Raw genomic sequence first — 22,787 nt, forward strand, 5'->3', positions numbered from 1 at the left:
CCAACGCAGAAGCCCCCGAACGCCACTGGCGTTCGGGGGCTTCGAAACTGTTGCGCTACAACAGATGACGCTCTCAGTCCTGAGGAGCCTCGGTGAAGTTACGCGTCACGGCCGGGTCGACCGGGATGCCCGGGCCCGTCGTCGTCGAGACGGTCACCTTCTTGATGTAGCGGCCCTTCGCGGCCGACGGCTTCGCACGCATGATCTCGTCGTACGCAGCGCCGTAGTTCTCGGCGAGCGCGCTCGGCTCGAACGACGCCTTGCCGATGACGAAGTGCAGGTTGGCTGCCTTGTCGACGCGGAAGTTGATCTTGCCGCCCTTGATGTCGTTGATCGCCTTGGTCACGTCGGTGGTGACCGTGCCGGTCTTGGGGTTCGGCATCAGGCCGCGCGGTCCGAGGACACGCGCGATACGGCCGACCTTGGCCATCTGATCAGGGGTGGCGATCGCGGCGTCGAAGTCGAGCCAGCCGCCCTGGATCTTCTCGATCAGGTCCTCGGCGCCGACCTCGTCGGCACCGGCTGCCACGGCCTCGGCGGCCTTGTCGCCTGCGGCGAACACGATGACGCGGGCGGTCTTACCCGTGCCGTGAGGCAGGTTGACGGTGCCTCGAACCATCTGGTCTGCCTTACGCGGGTCGACGCCCAGCCGGATTGCGACCTCGACGGTCGAATCGGTGTTCTTCGACGACGTTTCCTTCGCCAGCTCAGCAGCCTCCAGCGGGCTGTAGAGCTTGTCCTTGTCGACCTTTTCGGCCGCGGCCTTGTAGGCCTTGCTGCTCTTGCTCATTGCTCTGTTCTTTCTCCGTATTGATGATTCGGGTTGGTGGTGTGTGGGCCGAGCCGGCCCTCCCACTCAGCGGCTTTTAGCCTTCGACGGTCAAACTTGCGCGAGTTCGCAAGCTCACTCGACGGTGATTCTTGCGCGAGTTCGCAAGCTCACTCGACGGTGATACCCATCGATCGCGCAGTACCGGCGATGATCTTCGCGGCCTGGTCGATGTCGGTGGCGTTGAGGTCTTCGGCCTTGGTCTTGGCGATCTCGCGGACCTGATCCATCGAGACCTTGCCGACCTTCTTGGTGTGCGGCTCGCCCGAACCCTTCTGCAGACCGGCAGCCTTGAGCAGCAGCTTGGCTGCAGGCGGGGTCTTGAGCTTGAAGTCGAACGAGCGATCTTCGTACACGAAGATCTCAACCGGCACGACGTTGCCACGCTGCGACTCGGTCGCCGCGTTGTACGCCTTGCAGAATTCCATGATGTTCACGCCGTGCTGACCGAGCGCCGGACCCACTGGCGGGGCCGGGTTTGCCTGGCCTGCCTGGATCTGGAGCTTGATGATCCCGGCGAGCTTCTTCTTCTTGGGAGGCATCCTTGTTCCTTGTTTGTTTCTTGCAGATCCACGTCCGCTGGAGGCGTGGAAGCTTGTGTGTTGCTCCGTCCGGAGCAGGTATCAGATCTTCTCGGCAGGTATCAGATCTTCTCGACCTGGTTGAAGCCGAGTTCGACGGGCGTCTCGCGACCGAAGATCGACACGAGCACCTTGACCTTGCGCTGCTCGGCGTTGACCTCGCTGATCGACGCGGGAAGCGTCGCGAACGGGCCGTCCATGACGGTGACCGACTCGCCGACCTCGAAGTCGACCTCGACAACCGCCGTTGCGGCCGCTGCGGCCTGCTCGACACTCTCGGCGCCCTTGGCCGTGGCCTTCTTCGCGGGAGTGCGCGGCAGCAGGAACTGCAGCACTTCGTTGAGACTCAACGGCGACGGCTTGCTGGTCATTCCGACGAAGCCCGTGACACCCGGGGTGTTGCGCACCGCGCCCCACGACTCGTCGTTGAGGTCCATGCGCACCAGGATGTAGCCGGGCAGCACCTTGCGGTTGACCTTCTTCTGCTGGCCGTTCTTGATCTCGGTGACCTCTTCGGTCGGGACCTCGACCTGGAAGATGTAATCGCCGACGTCGAGGTTCTGCACGCGGGTCTCGAGGTTGGTCTTGACCTTGTTCTCGTAACCGGCATAGCTGTGGATGACGTACCACTCACCGGGTGCGCGACGCAGTTGCTTGCGCAGTTCCTCGGCGGGGTCGACCTCTTCCTCGGCTTCGGCAGCGTCGGCATCAACCGCGGCGTCCTCGGCTGCTTCTGCCTGCTCGACGGCCTCTTCGCCACCGTCGACGGCTGCGGCGTCGTCCTGTGCGGCCTCGACCTGCGCCTCGGTGCCCGGATCGTCGGTCTCGTCCACGGTCGCTTCGCTCCCGGCGTCGGTGACGTCGGTCTCGACCGCGTCGGTCGGGTCGAACTCGTTATCCGGGGTGCTCACTGCAGCCCACGCTCCTCTTTCATGAAGTTGGTCGTCCGTCGGATGACCCGGTCGGGAGCGGGCTCACCTGAGTGAGCCCGAATCAGCCGAGGATCCAGAGAACTAGCTTGGCGAAGCCGATGTCGATCCCGAAGATGAACGCGGTCATCACCACCACGAACACGAGCACGATGATCGTGTACGTGATCGTCTCGCGCCGCGTAGGCCAGATGACCTTCTTCATCTCCGAGACGACCTGCTGCATGAACACCCAGATCCGCACAAACGGATTGCTGCTCTGCTCGGACGCCTTCTTTACCTTGCGTTCCTTGACGGCGACCGCGGATCCACCTTCGGAATCCGCATCACCATCTGTCGTGTCGACGGCACTCGCCGACGAGCGACGACCGCGTCCCGAACGCTTGCCCTTCGGACGAAGATCGTCCGACGACGCATCCGAGGCTGCGGCATCCGCGTCCTCGACGGCGTCGTCGCGGGTCTCGAGCTCCTCCGCTGCCGAATCGGCGGCGTTGGACTGCCCGTCGTTTTTGGCGCGGGCCGCTCGATCTCGCTTGCTCACCTTCGAGGTCCTCTCGTCAACGTGTGCCCTCTCCAGGGCAGGGGCGACAGGACTTGAACCTGCAACCTGCGGTTTTGGAGACCGCTGCTCTGCCAGTTGAGCTACGCCCCTTTGCGACTGCGTCGACTCTTGCGAGTTCTGCAGTCGCCGGTCATGGTCGACCTGCCGGAACCAGCCTACCGATCCGAAACCGATGGGCCGTCGCCGACAAAACCAACGCGCCACCCTATGGGCGGCGCGCAAGTCAAGGGTAAACCTGACACTTCAGTGTAGAACACCCGCCCCGCTTAACCCAAAACACTTCCTGTACCGATCCATCCCGACCTGCGTCGATCCGCGAATTTTTCCGGTTGCCCAGACGCTCGGATTCCGCGCGTCTGGGCAACCGCAAGATTTCGGCCGGCGTGGAACCCCACGGCATGGAACCTCAGGGCGCCCCGTCACGTCCGATATCGCATGACCACGCTCGCGCAGCACCTGTCGACGCACGACGGCGTCATCACTCTCGCACAGGCTCGAGCGCTCGGCCTCAGCAGGCACTCGGTGCAGCGTCGACTCTCCGCCGGCACGTGGGTGCGTGAGGCGGAGGCCACCTTCCGCGCCGTCGACCATCCGCGCACATCGCGAGTACGAGTCCGGATCGCGGTCGCATCGGTCGGCAAATCCGCGGTGCTCGTCGGGTCGTCGGCCGCATGGTGGCACGGCCTGACCAGTGCTTTTCCGTCGAAGATCAGTGTCGCCACCCAGGTCAAGGGCCGCCACGCCGGTGCGTCGGCAGGCGTTCTCGTCACGCATCGCCGTCTGCACGAACCAGACGTCGTCGTGGTCGATGGGCTGCGCGTGGCGTCGGTGGCAACCACCCTGCTCGACGTCGCCGCCGCTGGCGACACCTCGACCGTCGACAACGCCCTCCTCACCCACCGCGTCACCATCACCGAACTCGACGACGCGCTACGCCGCTACCCGCGTCGTCGTGGTTCACCCGAGGCTCGACGACTCTTCGACGCACCGCGGTCCGGAGCGCGATCCGATGCCGAACGCACGGCCACCGCACTGTTCGACGCGCACGGCATCACCGGGTGGACGGCCAACACAGAGGTCCTCGGGTACCTGCTCGACTTCGTGTTCCGCGACGCGCGACTCATCGTCGAGATCGACGGCTTCGCGTTCCACCGCGACGCCAAGACCTTCCAACGCGACCGGACCAAGCGCAACGCCCTACTCGCCGACGGCTGGCGGATGTTGAACTTCACCTGGGACGACATCACTCGACGTCCCGACGCCACGGCCCGCCAGGTTCTCGACGCCCTCGCCGCAGCGGCTGCCTAACACGACCCAGCGAGGATCTCGACGGCCTCGGCGTAGCGGTCGGGTGCCGCGGCGGCGTAGCTGAGTCGCACGTACGGTCCGGTCGGCTCGGCCGGGAACCACTCGCGGCCGGCCACTACCGACAGCCCGCGCGCCAGCGCCCGCGCGGCGACGACGTCCGGGTCGGTGGGCACGTCCCCAGCGCCGACGTCCGGCAGCCGAACCCACAGGTGCAACCCGCCCGGCGGTGTCGTGGCCGTCAACGACGGTTCGGCGCGCAGCGCGTCGAGCAAAGCGTCGCGACGCGCACCGAGTCCGCGTCGCAGCCGCTGCAGCGATGTGCGCCACGCGGGCCTGGTCACGACGTCGAGCGCGGCGAGCTGCAGGATCGGCGACACGTACAGGTCGGAGAGCGCCAGAGCACTCTCGATGCGCTGACGCACCGGCCCACGCGCCATCACCGCGGCGACCCTGATCGACGACGACATGCTCTTCGTCAATGACCTGAGGTAGATGACGTGCCCGTTCTCGTCCGCGGAGACGAGTGTTCGCGGCACGGTGTCGATGCCGAAGTCGTGGGCCCAGTCGTCCTCGACGACGAAAGCCCGATGCGCCGCCACGACGTCGAGCACCTCGGCCCGCTGCTGCGCCGACCACTGCTCGCCGGTCGGGTTGGCGTAGTTGGGCTGGGCGTAGAAGACGCGCGCACCCGACGTCGCGAACGCGGTGTCGAGGTCGACGGCGCTCGGTGCGCCCCCGGTGCGCGCGACGGGAACGATCACCAGACCGGCCTGGCGCGCCGCCGCGATCGCACCCCAGTAGGTCGGCGACTCCATCACGATCGCCTCGCCCGGAGCGGCGATCGCCCGCATCGTCGCGGCGAGCGCGGCCTGCCCGCCCGAGGTGATCACGACATCGGAGTCACGCCAACCGCCGGCACCGCCCTCGACCCCGGCAAGCTCGCTCACGAACCAGCGACGCAACTCCGGAACGCCCGCGACAGGCGGTCGCGTGAATGCCTCAGCCATTCGCGACACACGACGCACAGCGGCCGCGACTGGCTCTTGCGGTAGCAGCTCGTCGTCGGGGTATCCGCCGTGCATGGCGATGGTGTCGTGCGGGACCATCCGCAGCGTCGACCCTGTTGCGGGGATTCCGGAACGTTCCGGCCCGAGCGCTGCGGTTTGCCACCCGATGTCGCGCCTCGGGGCGGAACGTCGAGAAGCAACGAATGTCCCCTCACCCGAGCGTGTTTCGACGATACCGTCGGCAACCAGCGCCGCGAGAGCACGCTGGACCGTAACCGGACCGGCCCCGAACTGCTTGGCCAACGCACGCGTCGACGGCAGTCTCGATCCCGGCTGCTCACGCTCGGCGAGCAATCTCAGGTGTTGCGCGATCCGCGAGCTGCTATCGTCAAACATGAGAGACAATAGTAGCGCTATCGCACCAGGTTCGAGGCCGCTATCGCACCAGGCACCGTCGAGCGGTCTGGTCTGGGGCTTCGTCGGGGTGGCCGCGTTCTCGTTCTCGGTGCCACTGACCCGTATCGCCGTCGGTTCCGGCGGCGACGCAGGACTCGACCCGCTGCTGGTCGGATGCGGCAGGGCCGTCGTCGCGGCAGCGCTGGCCGTCATCGCGCTCGGAGTCACGCGCACCCGCTTCCCCACCGCCCGGCAGTGGCTTCGCCTGCTCCCGGTCGCCGCGGGCGTCGTCGTCGGATTCCCGCTGTTCACGTCGCTGGCACTGCAACACTCCGATTCCGGCCACGCCGCGGTGATCGTCGGACTGCTTCCCGCGATGACCGCCGTCGTCGCGGTCACGCTGACCCGCGAACGTCCCGGCGTGCGGTTCTGGATCGGTGCGTCCGCGGGTGCCATCGCAACGGTCACGTTCGCGCTCCTCGCGCACGGCGGCGCGTCGTCGAGCGGAATCGACGACGTCTACCTGCTCTGCGCCGTGGTGCTCGGCGCGGTCGGGTACGCCCAGGGCGGCATTCTCGCGCGCGAACTCGGCGCGTGGCAGACGATCTGCTGGGCGCTGGTGCTCGCGCTGCCTGTCATGGCGATGGTCTCTGCCCGCTCGATCCACCTGCAACCGCCGACTGACATCAGCGCGTCGCAATGGGCGTCGTTCGGATATCTCAGTGCCGTCAGCATGTTCCTCGGATTCTTCGCCTGGTATCGCGGACTCGCGATCGGGCCGATGACCGTCGTCAGTCAGACGCAACTCGTCCAACCCGTCCTTTCGGTCGCGTGGGGCGCGCTGCTGCTGCACGAGGGGGTTTCGCTCGGGGTCGTGGCCGGTGGCATCGCCGTGATTGCCTGCGCTGCGTTCACTGTCAGGAGTCGATCCCGCGACAGTTCCGTGCGCCGCAGCCCGATGTCCCGCCTCACTGTTCGTCGGCTGCGTATCGTGAGCTGATGACACAATCTGCGGGACAACGACGCGGTTTTGCCATCCTCTCGCTCGCCTCGGGCGCTCTCGGCGTGGTGATCGCCATCGTCTCGGCGGGCAAGCAATTCCCCGTCGGACTCATCGCGCTGGTGCTGCTGCTCGTCGCTGCGGGACTGGCCGTCGACGGCTTGTTCAATATCGGGAACCGACGCCTCGCCGAACTGGTCATCGCGGTGATCCTGGCTGTGGTCGCCATCGTCATCGTCGTGCTGCGCAGTTGGTGGCTGCTGATCGGCACGCTCGTCGTGATCGCGCTGTTCGCGATCGCCATCGCGGCGGCGTCGCGAGCGTTCCGCGTCTCGGTGCCGTTGCCCATCGTCGCACCCCCGAGTGCTCCCGTGCTCATCTACAACCGACGCTCCGGCGACGGCAAAGCCGACCGCCTCCACCTCGCCGACGAAGCTGAACGTCGGGGTTACCGGACCATCGAACTGGTCAAGGGCGACGATCTGCGAGCCCTCGCCGAGGGCGCCATCGCCGACGGCGCCGACGCACTCGCGATGGCGGGCGGCGACGGTTCGCAGGCGGTCGTCGCCGACGTCGCGGCGACGCACGATCTGCCGTACGCGTGCATCCCGTCGGGCACCCGCAATCACTTCGCACTCGACGTCGGCGTCGACCGCGACGACGCCGTCGGAGCCCTCGATTCCTTCGTCGAAGGCGGCGAACGTCGCGTCGACCTCGGAGTCGTCAACGGACAGGTCTTCGTCAACAACGTCTCGCTCGGCGTCTACGGCGAGGCCGTCCAACGCGAGAGCTACCGCAACGCCAAAGCCAAAACGCTGCTCGACGTCGCGTCGCAGGTCCTCGGACCCAATGCCGACCAGCCATCGGTCTCCTGGCACGACCCCAACGGCACAGAACACGAGTCCGTCGCCGCAATCATGGTGTCCAACAACCAGTATCGCCTCGGGCACATCATCGGATCGGGTACCCGCCCGAGCATCGAAGACGGCCTGCTCGGCGTCGCAGTCATCGCCGACCCGACGTCGCGTCCCGGTTCGACACGGCTACAACACCTCTGGAGCGAATGGGTGGCGCCGACGTTCGAGATCGATTCGGACACCGACCTCAACGCGGGAATCGACGGCGAGGCCGCAACACTGACCGCGCCCGTGCGCTTCGAGATCCGCCACCAGGTGCTGCGCGCCCGCATCGCCCGCCAGCACCCCGGCGCCTCGCCGTCGGCCGACGTGCCCGACGGCGCACTCGACTCGGTGCGCGCCCTCTTCCGCATCGCGCTCGGGCAGCCGGTCCACGTGGCGACCCATCAGGCCGCCTGACCACTCCCGCGCGCCGAGCCCAACCGCCGGTCAAGCGCCTCGCCCGCCGGTCGAGCCTGTCGAGACCAGCGCTGGCCGAGCGCCCACCCGCTGGTCGAGCGCCCCACCCGCTGGTCGAGCTTGTCGAGACCACCGCTGGCCGAGCGCCCACCCGCCGGCCGAGCCCCACCCGCTGGTCGAGCCTGTCGAGACCACCCGGCCGAGCCCCACCCGCTGGTCGAGCCTGTCGAGACCACCCAGCCAGGCCGTTAGCGTCAGTTGAACTGCACGTGCGCCTGCGCGCGCCCGAAGATCTTGCGGTCGCCCTGCTTGGCGACGATGCTGATCACGCCGCGTCGAGTCTCCGGGTCGAGCGACTTGATCTTGCCCGTGAAGTCGACGTTCGCGTAGGTGTCGGGGTAGACGTACACCGGGCTGGTGAAGCGCACGTTGTACTCGTAGACCGCGGCCGGGTCGCCGATGAACTCGGTGATGAAGCTGGCGCCGAGGCCCATCGTCTGCATGCCGTGCGCGACCACAGTCTCGAGTCCGATGACCTTGGCCAGCTCGTCGGAGAAGTGGATCGGGTTGGGATCTCCCGCGACACCCGCATAGTTGACCAGGTTGCCGCGCGTGAGGGTCTTGGTCATCGGGGTCAGCTCTTGGCCGACCTCGAGGTCGTCGAAGTTGATCGCCGAGTACGGCTTCGGCGCAACGACCGGGTCCGGATCGTTGTAGCGGTCGAACGGTCCGTGCACGCTACGCGGCAGCGTCGGCTCCTTGTCGACCTTCATCATGACGTGCTCGAGCTCGTCGAGGACCTCGGGATCAGCGTCGACGGCAGCCCGCGCGACAAGGCTGGTGAAGGTCGTCATGACCGGCTCGTCGTGCTGATTCCAGATGATGTTCTTGGTGACCATCACGTCCGCGCCACCCATCTGCCGGAACGACTCCAGCGAGACGTCGCAGATCAGTCGGTCGCCCACCTTGATGGGCTGGTGAAAGATCAGTCGCTGGTCGGTCTGCATGATCTGCCACAGGTCGTAGCCGGTGACGATGTCTTCGAAGAGCCGACGCTGCGCGATGATCCCGAGCACCGAGACAAATGTCGGCGCGGCGATCAGGGTGTCGTGACCCATTTCCGCCGCGGCCGCCTCGTCCCAGTGGACGGGATGTGCGTCCTGCACCGCACGAGCATGCTTGCGGATCTCTTCACGACCGACCTCGTAGTAGTCGTCGACCGTGTAGTTGAAACCGACCATCGACTTGGTGTGCGCCGCGATCTCTTCCGGAGTCAGTTTCACACCGTTCTTCAACGCGTCGATCCGTTCCTGGATCTCGCTATCGGTGATCTGTGACATCGGCTGGACTCCTCACGCTGCACTGGGCTGTACGTCCGACGGACGGAGGGCTGACCGCTCATCGTCGAGACGCATACTCGCTGGCAACTGTACTGAACTTGTTCATCTGAACGACAACTGCGGGCTGCCTCGTGTGAGACAGCCCGCAGTTGCACAAAACTTGTGGGTGCGCATCTCGCGACGACGCACAACGCCGAACTACGCAAACCGGATTCGACGATCCGATCGCGTACCGACAACCTGCTTGACACCGTCATTCGACGACGCTCCGGGCCATCGGCCTCAGCGACAAATCAGCGCGACTCTTTGTGCGCCTGGTGCTTGCCGCAGTTCGGGCAGAACTTCTTGATCTCGAGGCGATCGGGATCGTTACGACGGTTCTTCTTGGTGATGTAGTTGCGGTGCTTGCACACCTCGCAGGCCAAGGTGATCTTGGGCCGGACGTCAGTTGAGGAAGCCACTGGGTTCGCCTTCTTTCGGGTGGGTCTGGGTCGTCGGAGCACTAGGCGCCGCCTCGCCCGACCCGGGCCGCGCGACAAGCCTTACGTGTAGCGGTGGAGGGACTCGATCCCTCGACCTCACGATTATGAGTCGTGCGCTCTAACCAGCTGAGCTACACCGCCATGGTGACATGAACGCCGTCAGCGTGGACGCAGTCCTCGCGGTGGCGTTGCGGCGTCGGGCGTTCAAGTCCTACCGAGCCCCCTGACGGAATCGAACCGTCGACCTTTTCCTTACCATGGAAACGCTCTGCCGACTGAGCTAAGGGGGCGTTTCCGGCAGCCCTTGCGGGCGTCCGGAGAGCCTTAACGAGGTTACACACCGATGCGGCGGCTCACCAAATCGCTGCTCTCACAGCTCTCCGATGGACCGCCGACCAGACGTTCACCTCGTTGTGGCAGATGCAGGATTCGAACCTGCGTAGCTTTCGCGACGGATTTACAGTCCGCTCCCATTGGCCGCTCGGGCAATCTGCCGTGCTGTTTCCCACGACCTTCACGACCGTAAGAACAACGCCGAGAAGAATACAACGAACCCCTGTCTTCGACGCAAACCCGCAGGTCAGCACGACGCCCCACGAGGCACTCCGCTGCTCCTCGCTGGTCGGGCTCGTCGAGACCACCCGCCGCCGGTCGAGCGCCCGCCGCCGGGTCGAGCCCCCAACCGCTGGTCGAGCTTGTCGAGACCACCCGCCGCCCGAGCTGCACCCACCGCCGGTCGAGCTACTCCTCGCTGGTCGAGCTTGTCGAGACCACCCCACTCGCCCCGGGCCCGAGCGGCGTCGGGCTACGCTGTGATCCATGGCTGATTCATCGTTCGACGTGGTGAGCAAGATCGACCGCCAGGAGGTCGACAACGCCCTCAACCAGGCCGCGAAGGAACTCTCGCAGCGCTACGACTTCCGCGGCACCAACACCGGCATCGACTGGTCCGGCGAAGAGACGATCGTCATCACCTCCGACGCCGAAGAGCGCGCCCAGGCAGCCCTCGATGTGTTCAAGGAAAAGCTGATCCGCCGCGACATCTCGCTCAAGGCGTTCGACGCCGGCGAGGTCCAGTCGTCGGGCAAGACTTACAAGATCTCCGGCAACCTCGTGCAGGGCATCGACTCCGAGCACGCCAAGAAGATCTCCAAGAAGATCCGCGACGAGGGCCCCAAGGGCGTCAAGGCTCAGATCCAGGGCGACGAACTACGCGTGTCGAGCAAGAAGCGCGACGACCTCCAGTCCGTCATCGCACTCCTCAAGGGTGAGGACTTCGGCATTGCCCTGCAGTTCGTCAACTACCGCTGAGCTAGTCAGAAGCGCGGGCCCGCCCTCGCTCCGAGCCTCCTCGCTGCGCTCGTCGATTCTCACTCGGCGACCCGCTAGACCCCCCGCCGCGCCATCTCCTGCAGGCGCCGGATGCGCTCCTCGGTCGGCGGGTGCGTCGAGAACATCTTGGCCATGCGGTCGGTGGCGCGGAACGGGCTCTCGATCATCGCGTGGCTCTGCGCGGCGATGTCGGGCTGCGGGGGTAGCGGCGCCACCTGGATGCCGCCGGAGATCTTGGCGAGCGCCGACGCCAGCGCCAACGGGTCGTTGGTCAGTTCGGCACCCGATTTGTCGGCCTGAAACTCCCGCGACCTCGACACCGCGAGCTTGATCAACGTCGCAGCGAACGGCCCGAGCAGCGAGATGAGGATCAGCGCGATCGGGTTCGGTCCGTTGTTGCGGTTACCCGACATCCCGAAGAACATCGCGAAGTTCGCCAGACCACTGATGATCGCGGCCATCGCACCCGCGACCGAGCTGATCAGGATGTCACGGTTGTAGACATGCGAGAGCTCGTGGCCGAGCACCGCGCGCAGTTCCCGTTCGTCGAGGAGCCGCAGGATTCCCGCCGTGCAGCACACCGCCGCGTTCTTCGGGTTACGGCCCGTCGCAAAGGCGTTGGGCGACTCCGTCGGACTGATGTACAGCGCGGGCATCGGCTGCCGCGCCTGCGTCGCGAGCTCGCGCACCACCCGGTACATCACGGGTGCCTCGACCTCCGTCACCGGCTGCGCGTGCATCGCCTTCAGCGACATCTTGGCGCTGTTGAAGTACACGTAGCCGTTCACGGCGATCGCAAGGATCACCGACCCCCACAGAATCGTCGGACTCCGGAAACAGGCACCGATCGCGACGATCAACGCCGACATCGTTCCGAGCAGAAGTGCCGTCTTCACACCGTTTCGCATCAGATCCTCGTTCGAACTCGCCGCCGACGCGATGCCGGGGCTCTCAGTTTCTCAAACGATCCAGGGTCCGGTTGGGTTTCCGTGTGGCGTCGGCGAGTTACCCGGTGCGCGCGATCGTGTAATCGACCAGCGACGTCAACGCGGCATGCGCGGGCCCCTCGGGAAGCGCGCCAAGAACCTGCCCCGCCTCGTCTGCGTATCCGCGCAGGGTCGCGTTGGCCTGGGTCATGCCACGCGACTCGACGAGCAGGCCGAGCGCCTCGGCAACCTCGGCGTCGTCGGTCAGCGGCCTCGCGGCACCACCGTCGACGACGAGCAGCTCGCGCAACCTGTTCGACGCCGCGTCGTCGTCGGCCAATGCGTAGAGCACCGGCAGCGTGTGCACACCCTCACGCAGGTCGGTTCCGGGCGTTTTGCCCGAATCGCCTGTGGCTGAACGGATATCGATGATGTCGTCGGAGAGCTGGAACGCCGTGCCGACGATGTCGCCGAGTCGGGAGAGCCGCTCGACGTCGTCCAAAGTTGCACCGGAGGTCATCGCACCGAACCGACCGGCAGCCGCGATGAGCGAACCGGTCTTCTCCCACACCACCTTCAGGTAGTGATCGATCGGGTCGACGTCGCGGGCGCCGATGGTCTCGCGCATCTGACCCGTTACCAGCTCGGCGAAAGTCTCGGCGATGATCCGCACCGGGTCGGGCCCCAGCGTCGACACCAGGCGCGACGCGCGGGCGAACAGGTAGTCGCCGGAGAGGATCGCGATGCTGTTGGACCACCGCGCATTGGCGCTCTGCGCGCCGCGTCGCATTGGCGCCTCGTCCATCACGTCGTCGTGATAGAGCGTCGCGAGGTGGATCATCTCGACGACCGTCGCGGCCGTGATCACCTCGCTCGCGTCCGGACGCGGCCCGAACTGGGCGGCCAGGATCGCGAACATCGGGCGGAAACGCTTGCCGCCCGCCTTGGCCAAGTGGCTCGCAGCCTCGGTCATGACGTCGTCGCCGGATGCCAACTCGGACAGCAACAATTCCTCTACCTGGCCCAACGATGTCCGCACCATGCCAGCGAACTCTTCGGAACCCAGATCCAGACCCGCGAAAGTCGACTTCACTCCGCCGAGCCTAGTCGGTGGGCGCGTGTGGCGAGCGTGCCGGGAGGCCACATACTGGTCGAGTGACGAGCCAGATCCCCGAGAGCGCCGACGTCCTCGTCGTCGGCGCGGGACCGGGCGGGTCTGCCGCCGCCGCCCACGCCGCCGCTGCCGGACTCGACGTCGTCCTCCTCGACGCCGCCACCTTCCCCCGCGACAAGACATGCGGCGACGGCCTGACGCCGCGCGCGACCGCCGAGCTCATCGAACTCGGATTCGCCGACCGCCTTGCCGCCAGCCCCCGCATCGACGGCCTCGAACTGCACGGCTGGGGAGCCACGCAGCGCGTGCCGTGGCCGGCCGGCCGCTTCCCCGCGTACGGCAGCGCCATCACGCGGATGGAACTCGACGACGAGCTGCGCGCACTCGCCGTCACTCGCGGCGCCCGAATGTTCCAGGGCGCCAAGGCCATCGACGTCGAGATGTCCGGCGATCGGATCTCGACGGTCACCGTCGACAGTCCGGAAGGACAGCACACGATCCGCGTGCGCGAGGTCATCGTCGCCGACGGCGTGCGCTCGACGCTCGGCAAGAAGCTCGGCCGAGAGTGGCACCGCGACACCGCATTCGGCGTCGCAGCGCGCGCCTACGTCCCGTCGACACGCGCCGACGACAACTGGATGGGGTCGCACCTCGAGCTACGCGCCCCCGACGGCGAGCTCCTACCCGGCTACGGGTGGCTCTTCCCGCTCGGGAGCGCAGGGGGCGATCTGAATCAACACAGCACCGGGAGTGGGCCGGATCAACACAGCACTGCGAGCGGCCTGCTGAACGTCGGGGTGGGTGCGCTGGCGACGTCAAAACGCCCGGCGCACATGGCTTTACGTCCCATCCTCGACCACTATGCGCGCATGGTCGGCGACGAGTGGCAGATCACCGGGAAACCCGCTCGACTCACGTCGGCGCTGCTGCCGATGGGTGGCGCGGTGACGGGTGTGTCCGGACCCAACTGGATGCTCATCGGCGACGCCGCCGCATGCGTCAATCCGCTCAACGGCGAGGGCATCGACTACGCCCTCGAGACCGGCCGCCTCGCCGCCCAGCGCCTCGGCAGCCCCGACCACACCGTGCAGTGGCAGCAGACCCTCGTCGAGCATTACGGTCTGGCGTTCTCAGCCGCTCGACGCCTCGCCGGCGTGCTGACCGTCCCTCGCGCCGTGCCGCTGCTCGGGCGGCCGGGCATTCGGTCGGCAAAGCTGATGTCGCTCGTCGTGCGCGTGATGGGCAACCTCATCACCGAAGACGACGCCGATCTCGTCGCCCGCGCCTGGCGTGCCGCAGGCCACGTCTCCACGCGCATCGACGACCGGCCTCCGTTCGCCTGAATACTTCCCCGTAGCTCCACGTCGAGGCGTCGACCATTGGTTTGAGACGTTTTGCGTGATACGTTCCATTGAGAATGTGTCATGCACCACAACGTCGACGACAAGGGAGCCCCTCATGCCTCTGCGGACACCACCTCTGCGGACCCTGCCTTCGCGGCTCTCCGGCATCACCTCCGCGCGTCGACGCGAGCGGTACCGTCGCCGCGACGAACTCGCCGCCGTCGATCCAGCCGACGATCCGCGCACGTACGCCCTTGAACTGTCGAGCAAGGAGTTCGTCTGGGCCACGACGCAAGCGCTCAGCTTTGCCCTGTTCCGCACCTACGCGGTGCCGTCGATCGGCGAATTGCTCTACAAGACAGTCCAATTCACCGACGAAACCCAGAAGCGCTACGACGACACGGTGCTACTCCTGTCCGCACCCGTCGAGCACGGTTTCGCTCCGGGCAGCCAGGGGCACGCGGCGGTCCGTCGGATCAACCAGATGCACGGCCGCTACGACATTTCCAACGACGACATGCTCTACGTCCTCGCGACGTTCGTCGTCTGTCCACCCCGCTGGATCAATGCCTACGAGTGGCGCACACTCAGCCAGCGCGAGATCGACGGGCTCACCAACTACTACCGCTTACTCGGAAAGCACATGGGAATCAAGGACATTCCCGACACCTACGCCGAGTTCGAGTCCCTCATGGACTCCTACGAGCAACAGCACTTCGACTTCCGCGAAGGCTCCCGCGCCGTTGCCGACTCGACGCTCGACCTCCTGACCACCTTCATGCCGTACCGACTCCTTCCCGCCCCGCTCGTCCGACGACTCGCCCGCGCACTCATGGACGAACCCCTCCTCGACGCCTTCCACTACCCGCACCCGACACGCGCCGAGCGCGTACTCGTCGCCGCAGGACTCAAAGCCCGCGGCCTCGCGATCCGCTACTTCGCCACGCCCCGCACCGAACCGGTTTTCGGCATCGACACCGCCGAGGTCCGCGGCTACCCGAACGGCTACCGCGTCGAGGACCTCGGCACCTTCCCCACGGGATGCCCTGTGGCGCACAAGAGCTCGGCCTAGCGCCCCTGCGGCCAAATGTGTGTCGAATCGAAGGATCTGTGTGCTGCAGCACCCACAACCTTCGACAAGACACACATCTACGAGGCCGGCACCCGCGCGCACCCAAACCCGACCCGCCGATCGAGCCCCAGCCCGCTGACCGAGCCCGGCCGGCTGATCGAGCCGACCCGCTGATCGAGCCCCGCGCCGCTGATCGAGCTTGTCGAGATCACCCCGCCGGGCCCAGTGGTCTCGACCTGGGTGCTCGCTGCGCTCGCGTCCGCTCGACCAGCGGAGCTGCGGTTTCGCCGTCGTGCCCCGCCCGCTGATCGGGAGCCCGTGCGACGCCCGCCAAACCGCCACACCCGCGGCGCGCGTACACAACTCGGTCGTCAGCGCGGGGGCAAGACAATAATCTCCTCGGCACCCCGCTCACGTCACAATTGTGTACGCACCCGGCCGCCCTAAGCCTTGCGACCCGTGTGCACCGCGGCGATTCCGCTGGTCAGGTTCAGCCAGCGCACGTCGGTGAACCCCGCGTCGCTCAAGAGCTGCGCCGAGCAGTGCCCGGCGGCTAAATGTGTGTCGAATCGAAGGATCTGTGTGCTGCAGCACCCACATCTTTCGATAAGACACACATCTACGAGGCCAGCACCCGCGCGCGCCCGAACCTGGCCCGCTGATCGAGGCCCGCGCGACACCTTGCTCGACGCCCTCTGAACTTCCACACCCGCGGCGCGCGTACACAACTCGGTCGTCAGCGGGGCGCCGAGACAATAATCTCCTCGGCGCCCCGCTCACGTCACGATTGTGTACGTACCCCCGGCCGCGCTAAGCCTTGCGGCCAGTGTGCACCGCGGCGATGCCGCCGGTCAGGTTCTGCCAGCGCACGTCGGTGAACCCCGCGGCGCGGATCAGGTCGCCTAGCCCGAACTGATCCGGCCACGCCCGAATCGACTCTGCCAGATACACATACGCCGCCGGATTGCTCGACACCTTCGTCGCCACCGCGGGCAGCGCCTTCATCAGGTACTCCATGTACACGGTGCGAAACGGCCCGAAGGTCGGGGTCGAGAACTCGCAGATCGCAAGTCGCCCACCGGTTTTCAGCACACGGCTCAATTCTGACAGCGCAAGTGGAACGTCCTGCACGTTCCGCAGCCCGAACGAAATCGTCGCGGCGTCGAACGATCCGTCAGCAAACGGCAACGCCAGCGCGTCGGCCGCAACCTTGGGAACGTCGCGGTCGGCGCCCGCCTTCAGCATTCCCAGCGAGAAGTCGGCGGCGATGCACGTCGCTCCCGACTCCCCCAGTTCGACTGTCGAGACCGCGGTCCCCGCGGCGAGATCCAGGACCACGTCCGACGGGCCCAGCGCCAGTGCCTTGCGTGTCGCTTTGCGCCACCGACGATCCTGCGCGAAGGAGAGCACAGTATTCGTGATGTCGTAGCGCTTCGCGACGCCGTCGAACATCGCGGCGACCTCGGCAGGCGCCTTGTCGAGACCTGCGCGGTCGGTGATGGCCATGCCGACCACGCTACTACCCGGCCAACAGCTCCGAATCGGTCAGTCCGCTCTGCCCGGCGATCACCGCGCGGTAGTGCCCGACCAGTTGCTCGCAGATCGCAGGCCAGGTCCGATCGCGCACCGCCGCAAGCCCCGCCCGCCCCATCGCCGCGCGATGCGTGTCGTCGCGCAGCACGTCGATCACCTCGGGCAACTTCGCCGAGTATGACGCCGGCTCGAGCAGATACCCCGTCCGCCACGCCGACACCAGATCGCGCGGCCCACCGGCGTCCGGCCCGACGACCGGCAGCCCGCTGGCCATCGCCTCCTGGATCGCCTGGCAGAACGTCTCGTGCTCGCCCGCATGCGTGAACACGTCGAGGCTCGCGTACGCGCGGGCCAACTCGACGCCGCGCAACTCCCCGGTGAACACCGCGTCGGGCAGCAGTCGCGTCAACCTCGCGCGCTCCGGTCCGTCGCCGACGATCACCACCCGCACCGAGTCGTCGTGCGCGAGCGATGCCAACCGCTCGACGTGCTTCTCCGGCGCCAACCGGCCGACAAATCCGACGACCAAACGCTCCCGATCACCCATCCACTCACGACGCAGCTCCTCGTCGCGCCGAGTCGGATTGAACAACTGCGTGTCGACGCCGCGCCCCCACCGATACAGGCGCGGAACACCATGTGCACCAAGCGATTCCAGCGTCGCACTCGACGGAACCAACGTACGGTCACACATCTCGTGCAGACGCTTGGTGTAGCGCCACGCCGCGCGTGAGGCCACGCCGAGCCGGTACGCATCGGCAAAACCCGCGATGTCGGTCTGGAACACCGCGACCGTGGGGATGTCGAGTCGTCGAGCAACGACAGCCGCGGCCCCGCCCACCACGAACGGCGACGCGAGATGCACGACGTCGGGCTGAAAATCACGCACCGTCCGATACAGCACCGGCGCCGGCACACCCACCGGCAACGACGACACCCGCGGCACCTTCACCGACGGCAACAGATGCACCGGCGTGCGCCGACCCACTAGTCGCGGACCACGTTCGACGCCGCGCGCCGAGTCGGGAGCGATCACCACGGCCTCGTGGCCCTGACGTTCGAGGTGGTCGATGACCCGGAGAACCGAGTTCACGACCCCGTTGACCTGCGGAAGGAAACTCTCGGCGGCGATTGCGACGCGCATGCCGCAAGAATCAGCGGCCGAGGTTTCCGGCAACCTCGGCCGACGTGTCGGGTCTCGAAACTCCGCGTGAAGTCTCGGCAGCCGACGAGTTGGACTCAGCGCCAGTCGAAGACGCGTCGGCCTCGGCCTGCGCACCGGAGTTCTGTGCACCGTCGTCGTCCCGCGCACCGCCGTCGGCCTGCGCACCGGCGCCCTCCGCGTCGGCCTCGTCCCGCGCACCACCGTCGGCCTGGGCACCAGCGCTCCCCGCGTCGGCCTCGTCGCGCGCGGTGCGCAGCGCGGCACGGCGTCGGCCCCAGCGTCGGGAGAACTCCGCGACGCCGAGCATCAGCGCCCCGACGACGATCCACCCCAGCACAGCCACCGACACCGCGGGCACGATCGACAGCACAGCGGTGCGCCCGGTCGGCTTGGCGAGGTCGGGGTTGGCGGTGCTGTAGTCGACTCGAATGCGCTGGCCTGCGGTCAGCTCCGTCGGATACAGCAGCCCGAGCCGCGGACTGTGCACCGAGCCGTCGGGCGTCTGGAAGTACGCGTTGGCGTGCAGCCGGTCGGCGTACACGACGTCGGCGGTGACCGTGGCCTTGTGCTTCTCGATCTCCGCGTCGTTGCGGAAGCACGCGACGATGAGCACAAGGCACATCGCGGTCACGACCATCCCGAGCGTGAGCAACACCTTCTGCACACGTCGCAGGATGGTCGGATTCATGGCTGCCAGGATAACCGCCGGGTCCGACGCCCCCGTCGGGCGCGGCTCCCCGCGCAGAAAACTACGTCCTGTGGGCCGCGGACCTGTACCGGTACACCCCGACCACCCCAGGGGTGCACTTTTCTGCGCGCACCGCCGGCCGCCCACCCCACCCCAGCCGCGCAGCACGGCCCGACCCAAAGCCAGGCCTCGCCCCTACCCCGCCACCCGCGCGGCGATGGCGGCGTGGACGTCGCGCAGTCGGCCGCGGTCGGTGACCACCTCGACGACCTCGATGCCCCCGGCGTCGTCCGGCAGCTCCTCTCCCAACACGGCGGCGAGCTCCGAAAGCGACACCCGACGATGCGCCACCCGCATCCCGGCGCACAGGGCGGCCAGGTCGGTGCGGTGCGGCGTCCCGAAGACCCGCTCGTACGCCCCCGACAACGCGCCGGAGTCGAGCCGCGGATCGCCCTGCTCGAGCAGCCCGAAGATCCCACCGCCGTCGTCGTTCGCCACGACGATCCGCAGCGACGACGGGCGCGGCTCACCCGGCCCGATGATCAGCCCGGTCGAGTCGTGGATGAACGTCAGGTCGCCCATCAGAGCGACGGTCGACGCCGCACCCCCGGCCAGCGCAGCGCCGATCGCCGTCGAATTGGTCCCGTCGATCCCCGCGACGCCGCGGTTCGACAGCACGCGCACACCTTCGGACACCCGGCCCGCCAGCGCGACGTCGCGAATCGGATTACTCGCCCCGACCACGAACTGATCACCCGCCGACAACGCCGCACTCACCACACGCGCGACGTGCAGCCCGGTCGGCGGCCCCGGTTCGTCGAGCACAGCGTCGACAGCTCCCAGCACGCGCTGCTCCAGGGCGGCGCACTCCTTGAGCCATTCCTCGCGCGGCTCGCCGCTGACCTCCGCGCGCGTCCCGGTCGCGTAGACGTTGCCCGACACGTCCGGCCAGCGCGGCCCCGTGGTCAGCGCATAGACGCGCACCTCCGGATCGGCCAGCAGCCGCGACACCCCGCGATGCAGCGTCGGACGCCCGCAGATGATCGCCTGCTGCGGCTTGATCGACCCCAGCGCGAGCGGGTGCAGCGGCGTCGCGGCGTGCGGCGCGGTCGGCTCGGCGACGGTCGGCACGCCCGCCAACTCCGGATGCACACCCGACCCGTGCCCAGAAATCACCACGGTGTCGAGCGAGAGATCGATCGGCAGCGGGACGTCGAGCTTGGCCACCGGCGCCTGCGTCCACGGCACGCCGCCGGGTCGTCCGGAGAACGCGCCGAGATCCTCGGACGTACTCGTGACGTCGGGCACCAGAGGCTCGCGCAGCGGAATGTCGAACTGCACGGGCCCGGGATTTCCCGTCCGCGCACCACGCGCAGACGCCAACACACGCCCGACGGCCGAACGCCACTGACTGTTGGCGTCGAGCCCCTCCTCCGCGAGCCCGATGCTGATCGCCGCCCGCACCTGCGTCCCGAAGATCCCGAACTGCTCGACGGTCTGATTGGCGCCAGATCCCAGCAGCTCATACGGCCGATTCGCACTGACAACAACCAGCGGCACCCGCGCGTAGTTCGCCTCGAACACCGCGGGCCCCATGTTGGCGACGGCTGTGCCGCTCGTCATCACGATCGGCACCGGCTGCCTCGACGACACCGCCAACCCCAACGCCAAAAACCCCGCCGACCGCTCGTCGATCCGCACGTGCAGCCGCAGCCGACCCTCCCGGTCCGCCAGGTACAGCGCATACGCGAGCGGCGCATTGCGCGACCCAGGGCACAGCACGGCCTCCCGCACACCCCCGCGGATCATCTCGTCGACGATCACCCGCGCCTGCAACGTCGACGGATTCGGCCCACCCGCCTCCGCAGGCGTGGAACTCGCCGCGCCAGGCATGGAGTTCGTCGACTCTGTCGAGGAATTCATGAGCTCCAGCCTATGTCCGCACCTAAAGTGATCTCCGATACGTGCCGTCGGCTCGACGGAAGGTTGGCAAGTGGGCTTCTACACCGATCACGTTCTGCCGCGCGTCATCAACGTGACGTGCGGGTCGTCGATGCTCGACCCACTTCGACGCCGCGCCTGCGCGCCACTCTCTGGCCGCGTCGTCGAGATCGGCTTCGGCTCGGGCCGCAACGTCGGCCTCTACCCGGGCGCCGTCACGTCCGTCGACGCGATCGAACCCTCCGACGTCGCGTGGAACATGGCCGTCGAGCGCGTCACGGCCTCGCCCGTCCCCATCCGCCGCGCCGGACTCGATGGCCAGCGCCTCCCCTTCGACAACGACACGTTCGACGCCGCGCTCTCGACCTTCACCCTCTGCACCATCCCCGACGTCGACGCCGCACTCGCCGAGATCGCCCGCGTCGTGCGCCCCGGCGGCACCGTCGTCTTTCTCGAACACGGCAGCGCGCCCGACGACGCTGTCCGACGCTGGCAGCGACGCCTCGAACCGATCCAGAAACGCACCGCAGGCGGCTGTCACCTCACCCGCGACATCCCGAAACTGTTGACCGACAACGGTTTCGACCTCACCGCACTCGACCAGTTCTACCAACACGGCGCACCCCGACCGTTTGCCGCCCTCAGCCTCGGCAGCGCAACCGCCCCCTGACCAAAACCGCACCCTCGCTCCACCCGACCACCCGATCGCCCTCTCGCTACGCTCGACTAATGACCCGCTGGTTCCTGCTCGCCGCCTTCACGGTCGGCGTCAGTGTCCTGCTGGACCTCATCGACGTCGACGCCGCGCCGCTGTTCGCCGGACTCCTCGTCGCCGCACTCCTTGCGATCGTCGGATACGCCCCACGCCCACGCACGCCCGCCGACGCAAGAACCCAAACCGCGACCGCATCACACCCCGACAGCGCAACAGAACCCGCCGACAAAGCCACCAAACCCGACGCCACCGACCCGCCGATGGTCCCCCGCGCGGCGATGTTGGCGGCGCAGGGCACGGTCGGCGTCTACATCGGCACCATGGCCGATCCGACGACCATCTCGGGCCTCGGCTCCGCCTGGCTGCCGGTGCTCGTCGTGGGGCTCGGCACGCTCGCGCTGTCGGTCGCGGGCGGCGCGCTCCTCGGCCTGCACCGCGAGGTCGACGCCCTGACCGGCTCACTCGCTCTGGTGGCCGGCGGGGCGTCGGGTCTCGTCGCGCTGACCCGCGATCTCGGTGGTGACGAGCGCGTCGTCGCGGTCGTCCAGTACGTCCGGGTCGCGCTCGTGACCAGCACCATTCCGCTCGTCGCGTCGCTGGTGTTCCACGCGTCGTCGTCGAATGTCGTTGTCGCCCGGCCGACCTGGACAGAACAGGCCGCGGGCGTCGCACTCCTCGCGATCTGCATCGGGGTCGGCCTCCCGCTCGGAAAACTCATCCATCTCCCCGCTGCGGGCCTCCTCGGCCCGATGGCCCTCGCAACGGCAGCAGAACTCACCGGGATCGCAGGCGACGCCGCCGTCCCCTCGGTCCTGCTCGCCGTCGCATACGCGGTGATCGGCTGGCAGGCGGGCCTCGGGTTCACGCTCCCCCGACTCCGCGCCATCGGCCGTATCCTGCCCGCCGCAGTCGTGCTGATCCTCGCGATCGGCGTCGGCTGCGCGCTGCTCGGCGTGCTGCTCTCCTGGTGGACGGGCGAGTCGATGTTCGACTGCTACCTCGCCACCACCCCGGGCGGTATCTACGCGGTGCTCGCGGCAGCGACGGCCGCGGGCTCCAACGTCGCATTCGTCGTCGCGGCCCAGATCCTGCGCGTACTGCTCATGCTGTTCGTCGCGCCCTTCGCAGCACGCGCGGCCGCCCGCAGGCTCACCCCCTGAAACCCGCACCTGACCTGCGACGCTCCGCCCTCACGACGACGCAGCCCA

General features: G+C 67.5%; 21 protein-coding genes and 4 tRNA genes. 8 read left to right on the top strand and 17 right to left on the bottom strand.

Annotated features, from left to right (window positions below; genetic code table 11):
- Nucleotides 1–73: 73 nt before the first annotated feature.
- The 5 genes from rplA to ACRVY7_RS07305 form a co-directional block, all read right to left on the bottom strand.
- Nucleotides 74–790, bottom strand: a complete 717-nt coding sequence (rplA, locus tag ACRVY7_RS07285; protein WP_005209149.1) for a 50S ribosomal protein L1 — start codon at nt 788–790, stop codon at nt 74–76.
- Nucleotides 791–939: 149 nt separating this feature from the next.
- Nucleotides 940–1,371 (bottom strand): 50S ribosomal protein L11, encoded by a 432-nt coding sequence (rplK, locus tag ACRVY7_RS07290; protein WP_005209147.1) that lies wholly within the window; start codon nt 1,369–1,371, stop codon nt 940–942.
- A 101-nt stretch (nt 1,372–1,472) separates the two neighbouring features.
- Entirely contained in the window at nt 1,473–2,321 is an 849-nt protein-coding gene (nusG, locus tag ACRVY7_RS07295; RefSeq protein WP_270483927.1) for a transcription termination/antitermination protein NusG, read from the bottom strand.
- Nucleotides 2,322–2,403: 82 nt separating this feature from the next.
- Nucleotides 2,404–2,880: a preprotein translocase subunit SecE gene (gene secE, locus ACRVY7_RS07300; RefSeq protein ID WP_270483931.1), complete on the bottom strand. Its 477-nt coding sequence runs from the start codon at nt 2,878–2,880 to the stop codon at nt 2,404–2,406.
- Nucleotides 2,881–2,918: 38 nt separating this feature from the next.
- Nucleotides 2,919–2,991: transfer RNA gene (locus ACRVY7_RS07305), tRNA-Trp, on the bottom strand.
- Between the two features lie 345 nt (nt 2,992–3,336).
- Between ACRVY7_RS07305 and ACRVY7_RS07310 the strand changes: the two genes are divergently transcribed.
- Nucleotides 3,337–4,209, top strand: coding sequence for a DUF559 domain-containing protein (locus ACRVY7_RS07310; RefSeq protein WP_431816574.1), 873 nt, complete (start codon nt 3,337–3,339; stop codon nt 4,207–4,209).
- On the opposite strand, the gene ACRVY7_RS07315 is transcribed toward ACRVY7_RS07310, so the two are convergent.
- On the bottom strand, nt 4,206–5,612 hold the full coding sequence (locus ACRVY7_RS07315) for an aminotransferase-like domain-containing protein (protein WP_431816575.1): 1,407 nt from the start codon (nt 5,610–5,612) through the stop codon (nt 4,206–4,208). The genes ACRVY7_RS07310 and ACRVY7_RS07315 overlap by 4 nt on opposite strands.
- Between ACRVY7_RS07315 and ACRVY7_RS07320 the strand changes: the two genes are divergently transcribed.
- Together ACRVY7_RS07320 and ACRVY7_RS07325 are read left to right on the top strand one after the other, a co-directional pair.
- Entirely contained in the window at nt 5,611–6,612 is a 1,002-nt protein-coding gene (locus tag ACRVY7_RS07320) for a DMT family transporter (protein ID WP_431816576.1), read from the top strand. The two genes, ACRVY7_RS07315 and ACRVY7_RS07320, sit on opposite strands and share 2 nt — an antisense overlap.
- Nucleotides 6,612–7,928 carry a diacylglycerol/lipid kinase family protein gene (locus ACRVY7_RS07325; protein ID WP_431816577.1) on the top strand — a complete coding sequence of 439 codons (1,317 nt, stop codon included), beginning with the start codon at nt 6,612–6,614 and terminating at the stop codon, nt 7,926–7,928. The genes ACRVY7_RS07320 and ACRVY7_RS07325 overlap by 1 nt, the downstream gene beginning before the upstream one ends.
- Nucleotides 7,929–8,182: 254 nt before the next feature.
- Here ACRVY7_RS07325 and ACRVY7_RS07330 read toward each other — a convergent pair whose 3' ends face one another.
- From ACRVY7_RS07330 to ACRVY7_RS07350, 5 genes are all read right to left on the bottom strand, one after another.
- Nucleotides 8,183–9,268, bottom strand: coding sequence for a fused (3R)-hydroxyacyl-ACP dehydratase subunits HadA/HadB (locus tag ACRVY7_RS07330; protein ID WP_331436185.1), 1,086 nt, complete (start codon nt 9,266–9,268; stop codon nt 8,183–8,185).
- Nucleotides 9,269–9,561: 293 nt separating this feature from the next.
- Nucleotides 9,562–9,729 (bottom strand): 50S ribosomal protein L33, encoded by a 168-nt coding sequence (gene rpmG, locus ACRVY7_RS07335; RefSeq protein ID WP_003929651.1) that lies wholly within the window; start codon nt 9,727–9,729, stop codon nt 9,562–9,564.
- 88 nt (nt 9,730–9,817) lie between these two features.
- Nucleotides 9,818–9,891 (bottom strand) — tRNA-Met (locus tag ACRVY7_RS07340).
- Nucleotides 9,892–9,967: 76 nt separating this feature from the next.
- Nucleotides 9,968–10,040: transfer RNA gene (locus ACRVY7_RS07345), tRNA-Thr, on the bottom strand.
- 124 nt (nt 10,041–10,164) lie between these two features.
- Nucleotides 10,165–10,245, bottom strand: a tRNA-Tyr gene (locus ACRVY7_RS07350).
- A gap of 324 nt (nt 10,246–10,569) precedes the next feature.
- Here ACRVY7_RS07350 and ACRVY7_RS07355 point away from each other — a divergent pair.
- Nucleotides 10,570–11,061 carry a YajQ family cyclic di-GMP-binding protein gene (locus tag ACRVY7_RS07355; RefSeq protein WP_049698670.1) on the top strand — a complete coding sequence of 164 codons (492 nt, stop codon included), beginning with the start codon at nt 10,570–10,572 and terminating at the stop codon, nt 11,059–11,061.
- Nucleotides 11,062–11,135: 74 nt separating this feature from the next.
- Here the strand turns inward: ACRVY7_RS07355 and htpX are convergent, their stop codons facing one another.
- Both htpX and ACRVY7_RS07365 read right to left on the bottom strand, forming a co-directional pair.
- Nucleotides 11,136–11,990 (bottom strand): zinc metalloprotease HtpX, encoded by an 855-nt coding sequence (htpX, locus tag ACRVY7_RS07360; protein WP_005209130.1) that lies wholly within the window; start codon nt 11,988–11,990, stop codon nt 11,136–11,138.
- A 97-nt stretch (nt 11,991–12,087) separates the two neighbouring features.
- The gene (locus tag ACRVY7_RS07365) at nt 12,088–13,101 is read right to left on the bottom strand and encodes a polyprenyl synthetase family protein (RefSeq protein ID WP_270483974.1); all 1,014 of its coding nucleotides are present in this window, start codon (nt 13,099–13,101) and stop codon (nt 12,088–12,090) included.
- Nucleotides 13,102–13,163: 62 nt separating this feature from the next.
- Here ACRVY7_RS07365 and ACRVY7_RS07370 point away from each other — a divergent pair, with 62 nt between their 5' ends.
- A complete protein-coding gene (locus tag ACRVY7_RS07370; protein WP_431816578.1) occupies nt 13,164–14,465 on the top strand; it encodes an FAD-dependent monooxygenase in 1,302 nt (433 codons plus the stop codon).
- Nucleotides 14,466–14,580: 115 nt separating this feature from the next.
- Complete coding sequence (locus ACRVY7_RS07375) at nt 14,581–15,537, top strand: oxygenase MpaB family protein (protein ID WP_431816579.1); 957 nt, start codon at nt 14,581–14,583, stop codon at nt 15,535–15,537.
- 810 nt (nt 15,538–16,347) lie between these two features.
- On the opposite strand, the gene ACRVY7_RS07380 is transcribed toward ACRVY7_RS07375, so the two are convergent.
- From ACRVY7_RS07380 to menD, 4 genes are all read right to left on the bottom strand, one after another.
- On the bottom strand, nt 16,348–17,043 hold the full coding sequence (locus ACRVY7_RS07380; RefSeq protein ID WP_431816580.1) for a demethylmenaquinone methyltransferase: 696 nt from the start codon (nt 17,041–17,043) through the stop codon (nt 16,348–16,350).
- A 13-nt stretch (nt 17,044–17,056) separates the two neighbouring features.
- Nucleotides 17,057–18,214 (bottom strand): glycosyltransferase family 4 protein, encoded by a 1,158-nt coding sequence (locus ACRVY7_RS07385; RefSeq protein WP_431816581.1) that lies wholly within the window; start codon nt 18,212–18,214, stop codon nt 17,057–17,059.
- 10 nt (nt 18,215–18,224) lie between these two features.
- Nucleotides 18,225–18,923: a hypothetical protein gene (locus ACRVY7_RS07390; RefSeq protein WP_431816582.1), complete on the bottom strand. Its 699-nt coding sequence runs from the start codon at nt 18,921–18,923 to the stop codon at nt 18,225–18,227.
- 195 nt (nt 18,924–19,118) lie between these two features.
- Nucleotides 19,119–20,816, bottom strand: coding sequence for a 2-succinyl-5-enolpyruvyl-6-hydroxy-3-cyclohexene-1-carboxylic-acid synthase (gene menD / locus ACRVY7_RS07395; RefSeq protein WP_431817053.1), 1,698 nt, complete (start codon nt 20,814–20,816; stop codon nt 19,119–19,121).
- A gap of 100 nt (nt 20,817–20,916) precedes the next feature.
- On the opposite strand from menD, the gene ACRVY7_RS07400 reads away from it, so the two are divergent.
- A complete protein-coding gene (locus ACRVY7_RS07400) occupies nt 20,917–21,534 on the top strand; it encodes a class I SAM-dependent methyltransferase (RefSeq protein ID WP_431816583.1) in 618 nt (205 codons plus the stop codon).
- Between the two features lie 59 nt (nt 21,535–21,593).
- Nucleotides 21,594–22,739 carry an AbrB family transcriptional regulator gene (locus ACRVY7_RS07405; RefSeq protein WP_431816584.1) on the top strand — a complete coding sequence of 382 codons (1,146 nt, stop codon included), beginning with the start codon at nt 21,594–21,596 and terminating at the stop codon, nt 22,737–22,739.
- The last annotated feature ends 48 nt before the right edge of the window (nt 22,740–22,787 follow it).

This window comes from Gordonia jacobaea, from assembly GCF_965344965.1.
In the GTDB taxonomy this organism is placed as follows: Bacteria; Actinomycetota; Actinomycetes; order Mycobacteriales; family Mycobacteriaceae; genus Gordonia; species Gordonia jacobaea.

Excerpts from the sequence above, each read along its gene's own strand:
- ACRVY7_RS07375 (WP_431816579.1), top strand. The coding sequence starts at position 14,581 with ATGCCTCTGCGGACACCACCTCTGCGGACCCTGCCTTCGCGGCTCTCC.
- ACRVY7_RS07310 (WP_431816574.1), top strand. The coding sequence starts at position 3,337 with ATGACCACGCTCGCGCAGCACCTGTCGACGCACGACGGCGTCATCACT.
- htpX (WP_005209130.1), bottom strand. The coding sequence starts at position 11,990 with ATGCGAAACGGTGTGAAGACGGCACTTCTGCTCGGAACGATGTCGGCG.
- ACRVY7_RS07325 (WP_431816577.1), top strand. The coding sequence starts at position 6,612 with ATGACACAATCTGCGGGACAACGACGCGGTTTTGCCATCCTCTCGCTC.
- rplK (WP_005209147.1), bottom strand. The coding sequence starts at position 1,371 with ATGCCTCCCAAGAAGAAGAAGCTCGCCGGGATCATCAAGCTCCAGATC.
- ACRVY7_RS07355 (WP_049698670.1), top strand. The coding sequence starts at position 10,570 with ATGGCTGATTCATCGTTCGACGTGGTGAGCAAGATCGACCGCCAGGAG.
- ACRVY7_RS07330 (WP_331436185.1), bottom strand. The coding sequence starts at position 9,268 with ATGTCACAGATCACCGATAGCGAGATCCAGGAACGGATCGACGCGTTG.
- ACRVY7_RS07385 (WP_431816581.1), bottom strand. The coding sequence starts at position 18,214 with ATGCGCGTCGCAATCGCCGCCGAGAGTTTCCTTCCGCAGGTCAACGGG.
- ACRVY7_RS07380 (WP_431816580.1), bottom strand. The coding sequence starts at position 17,043 with ATGGCCATCACCGACCGCGCAGGTCTCGACAAGGCGCCTGCCGAGGTC.
- ACRVY7_RS07405 (WP_431816584.1), top strand. The coding sequence starts at position 21,594 with ATGACCCGCTGGTTCCTGCTCGCCGCCTTCACGGTCGGCGTCAGTGTC.
- menD (WP_431817053.1), bottom strand. The coding sequence starts at position 20,816 with ATGCCTGGCGCGGCGAGTTCCACGCCTGCGGAGGCGGGTGGGCCGAAT.
- rplA (WP_005209149.1), bottom strand. The coding sequence starts at position 790 with ATGAGCAAGAGCAGCAAGGCCTACAAGGCCGCGGCCGAAAAGGTCGAC.
- ACRVY7_RS07315 (WP_431816575.1), bottom strand. The coding sequence starts at position 5,612 with ATGTTTGACGATAGCAGCTCGCGGATCGCGCAACACCTGAGATTGCTC.
- ACRVY7_RS07320 (WP_431816576.1), top strand. The coding sequence starts at position 5,611 with ATGAGAGACAATAGTAGCGCTATCGCACCAGGTTCGAGGCCGCTATCG.
- ACRVY7_RS07390 (WP_431816582.1), bottom strand. The coding sequence starts at position 18,923 with ATGAATCCGACCATCCTGCGACGTGTGCAGAAGGTGTTGCTCACGCTC.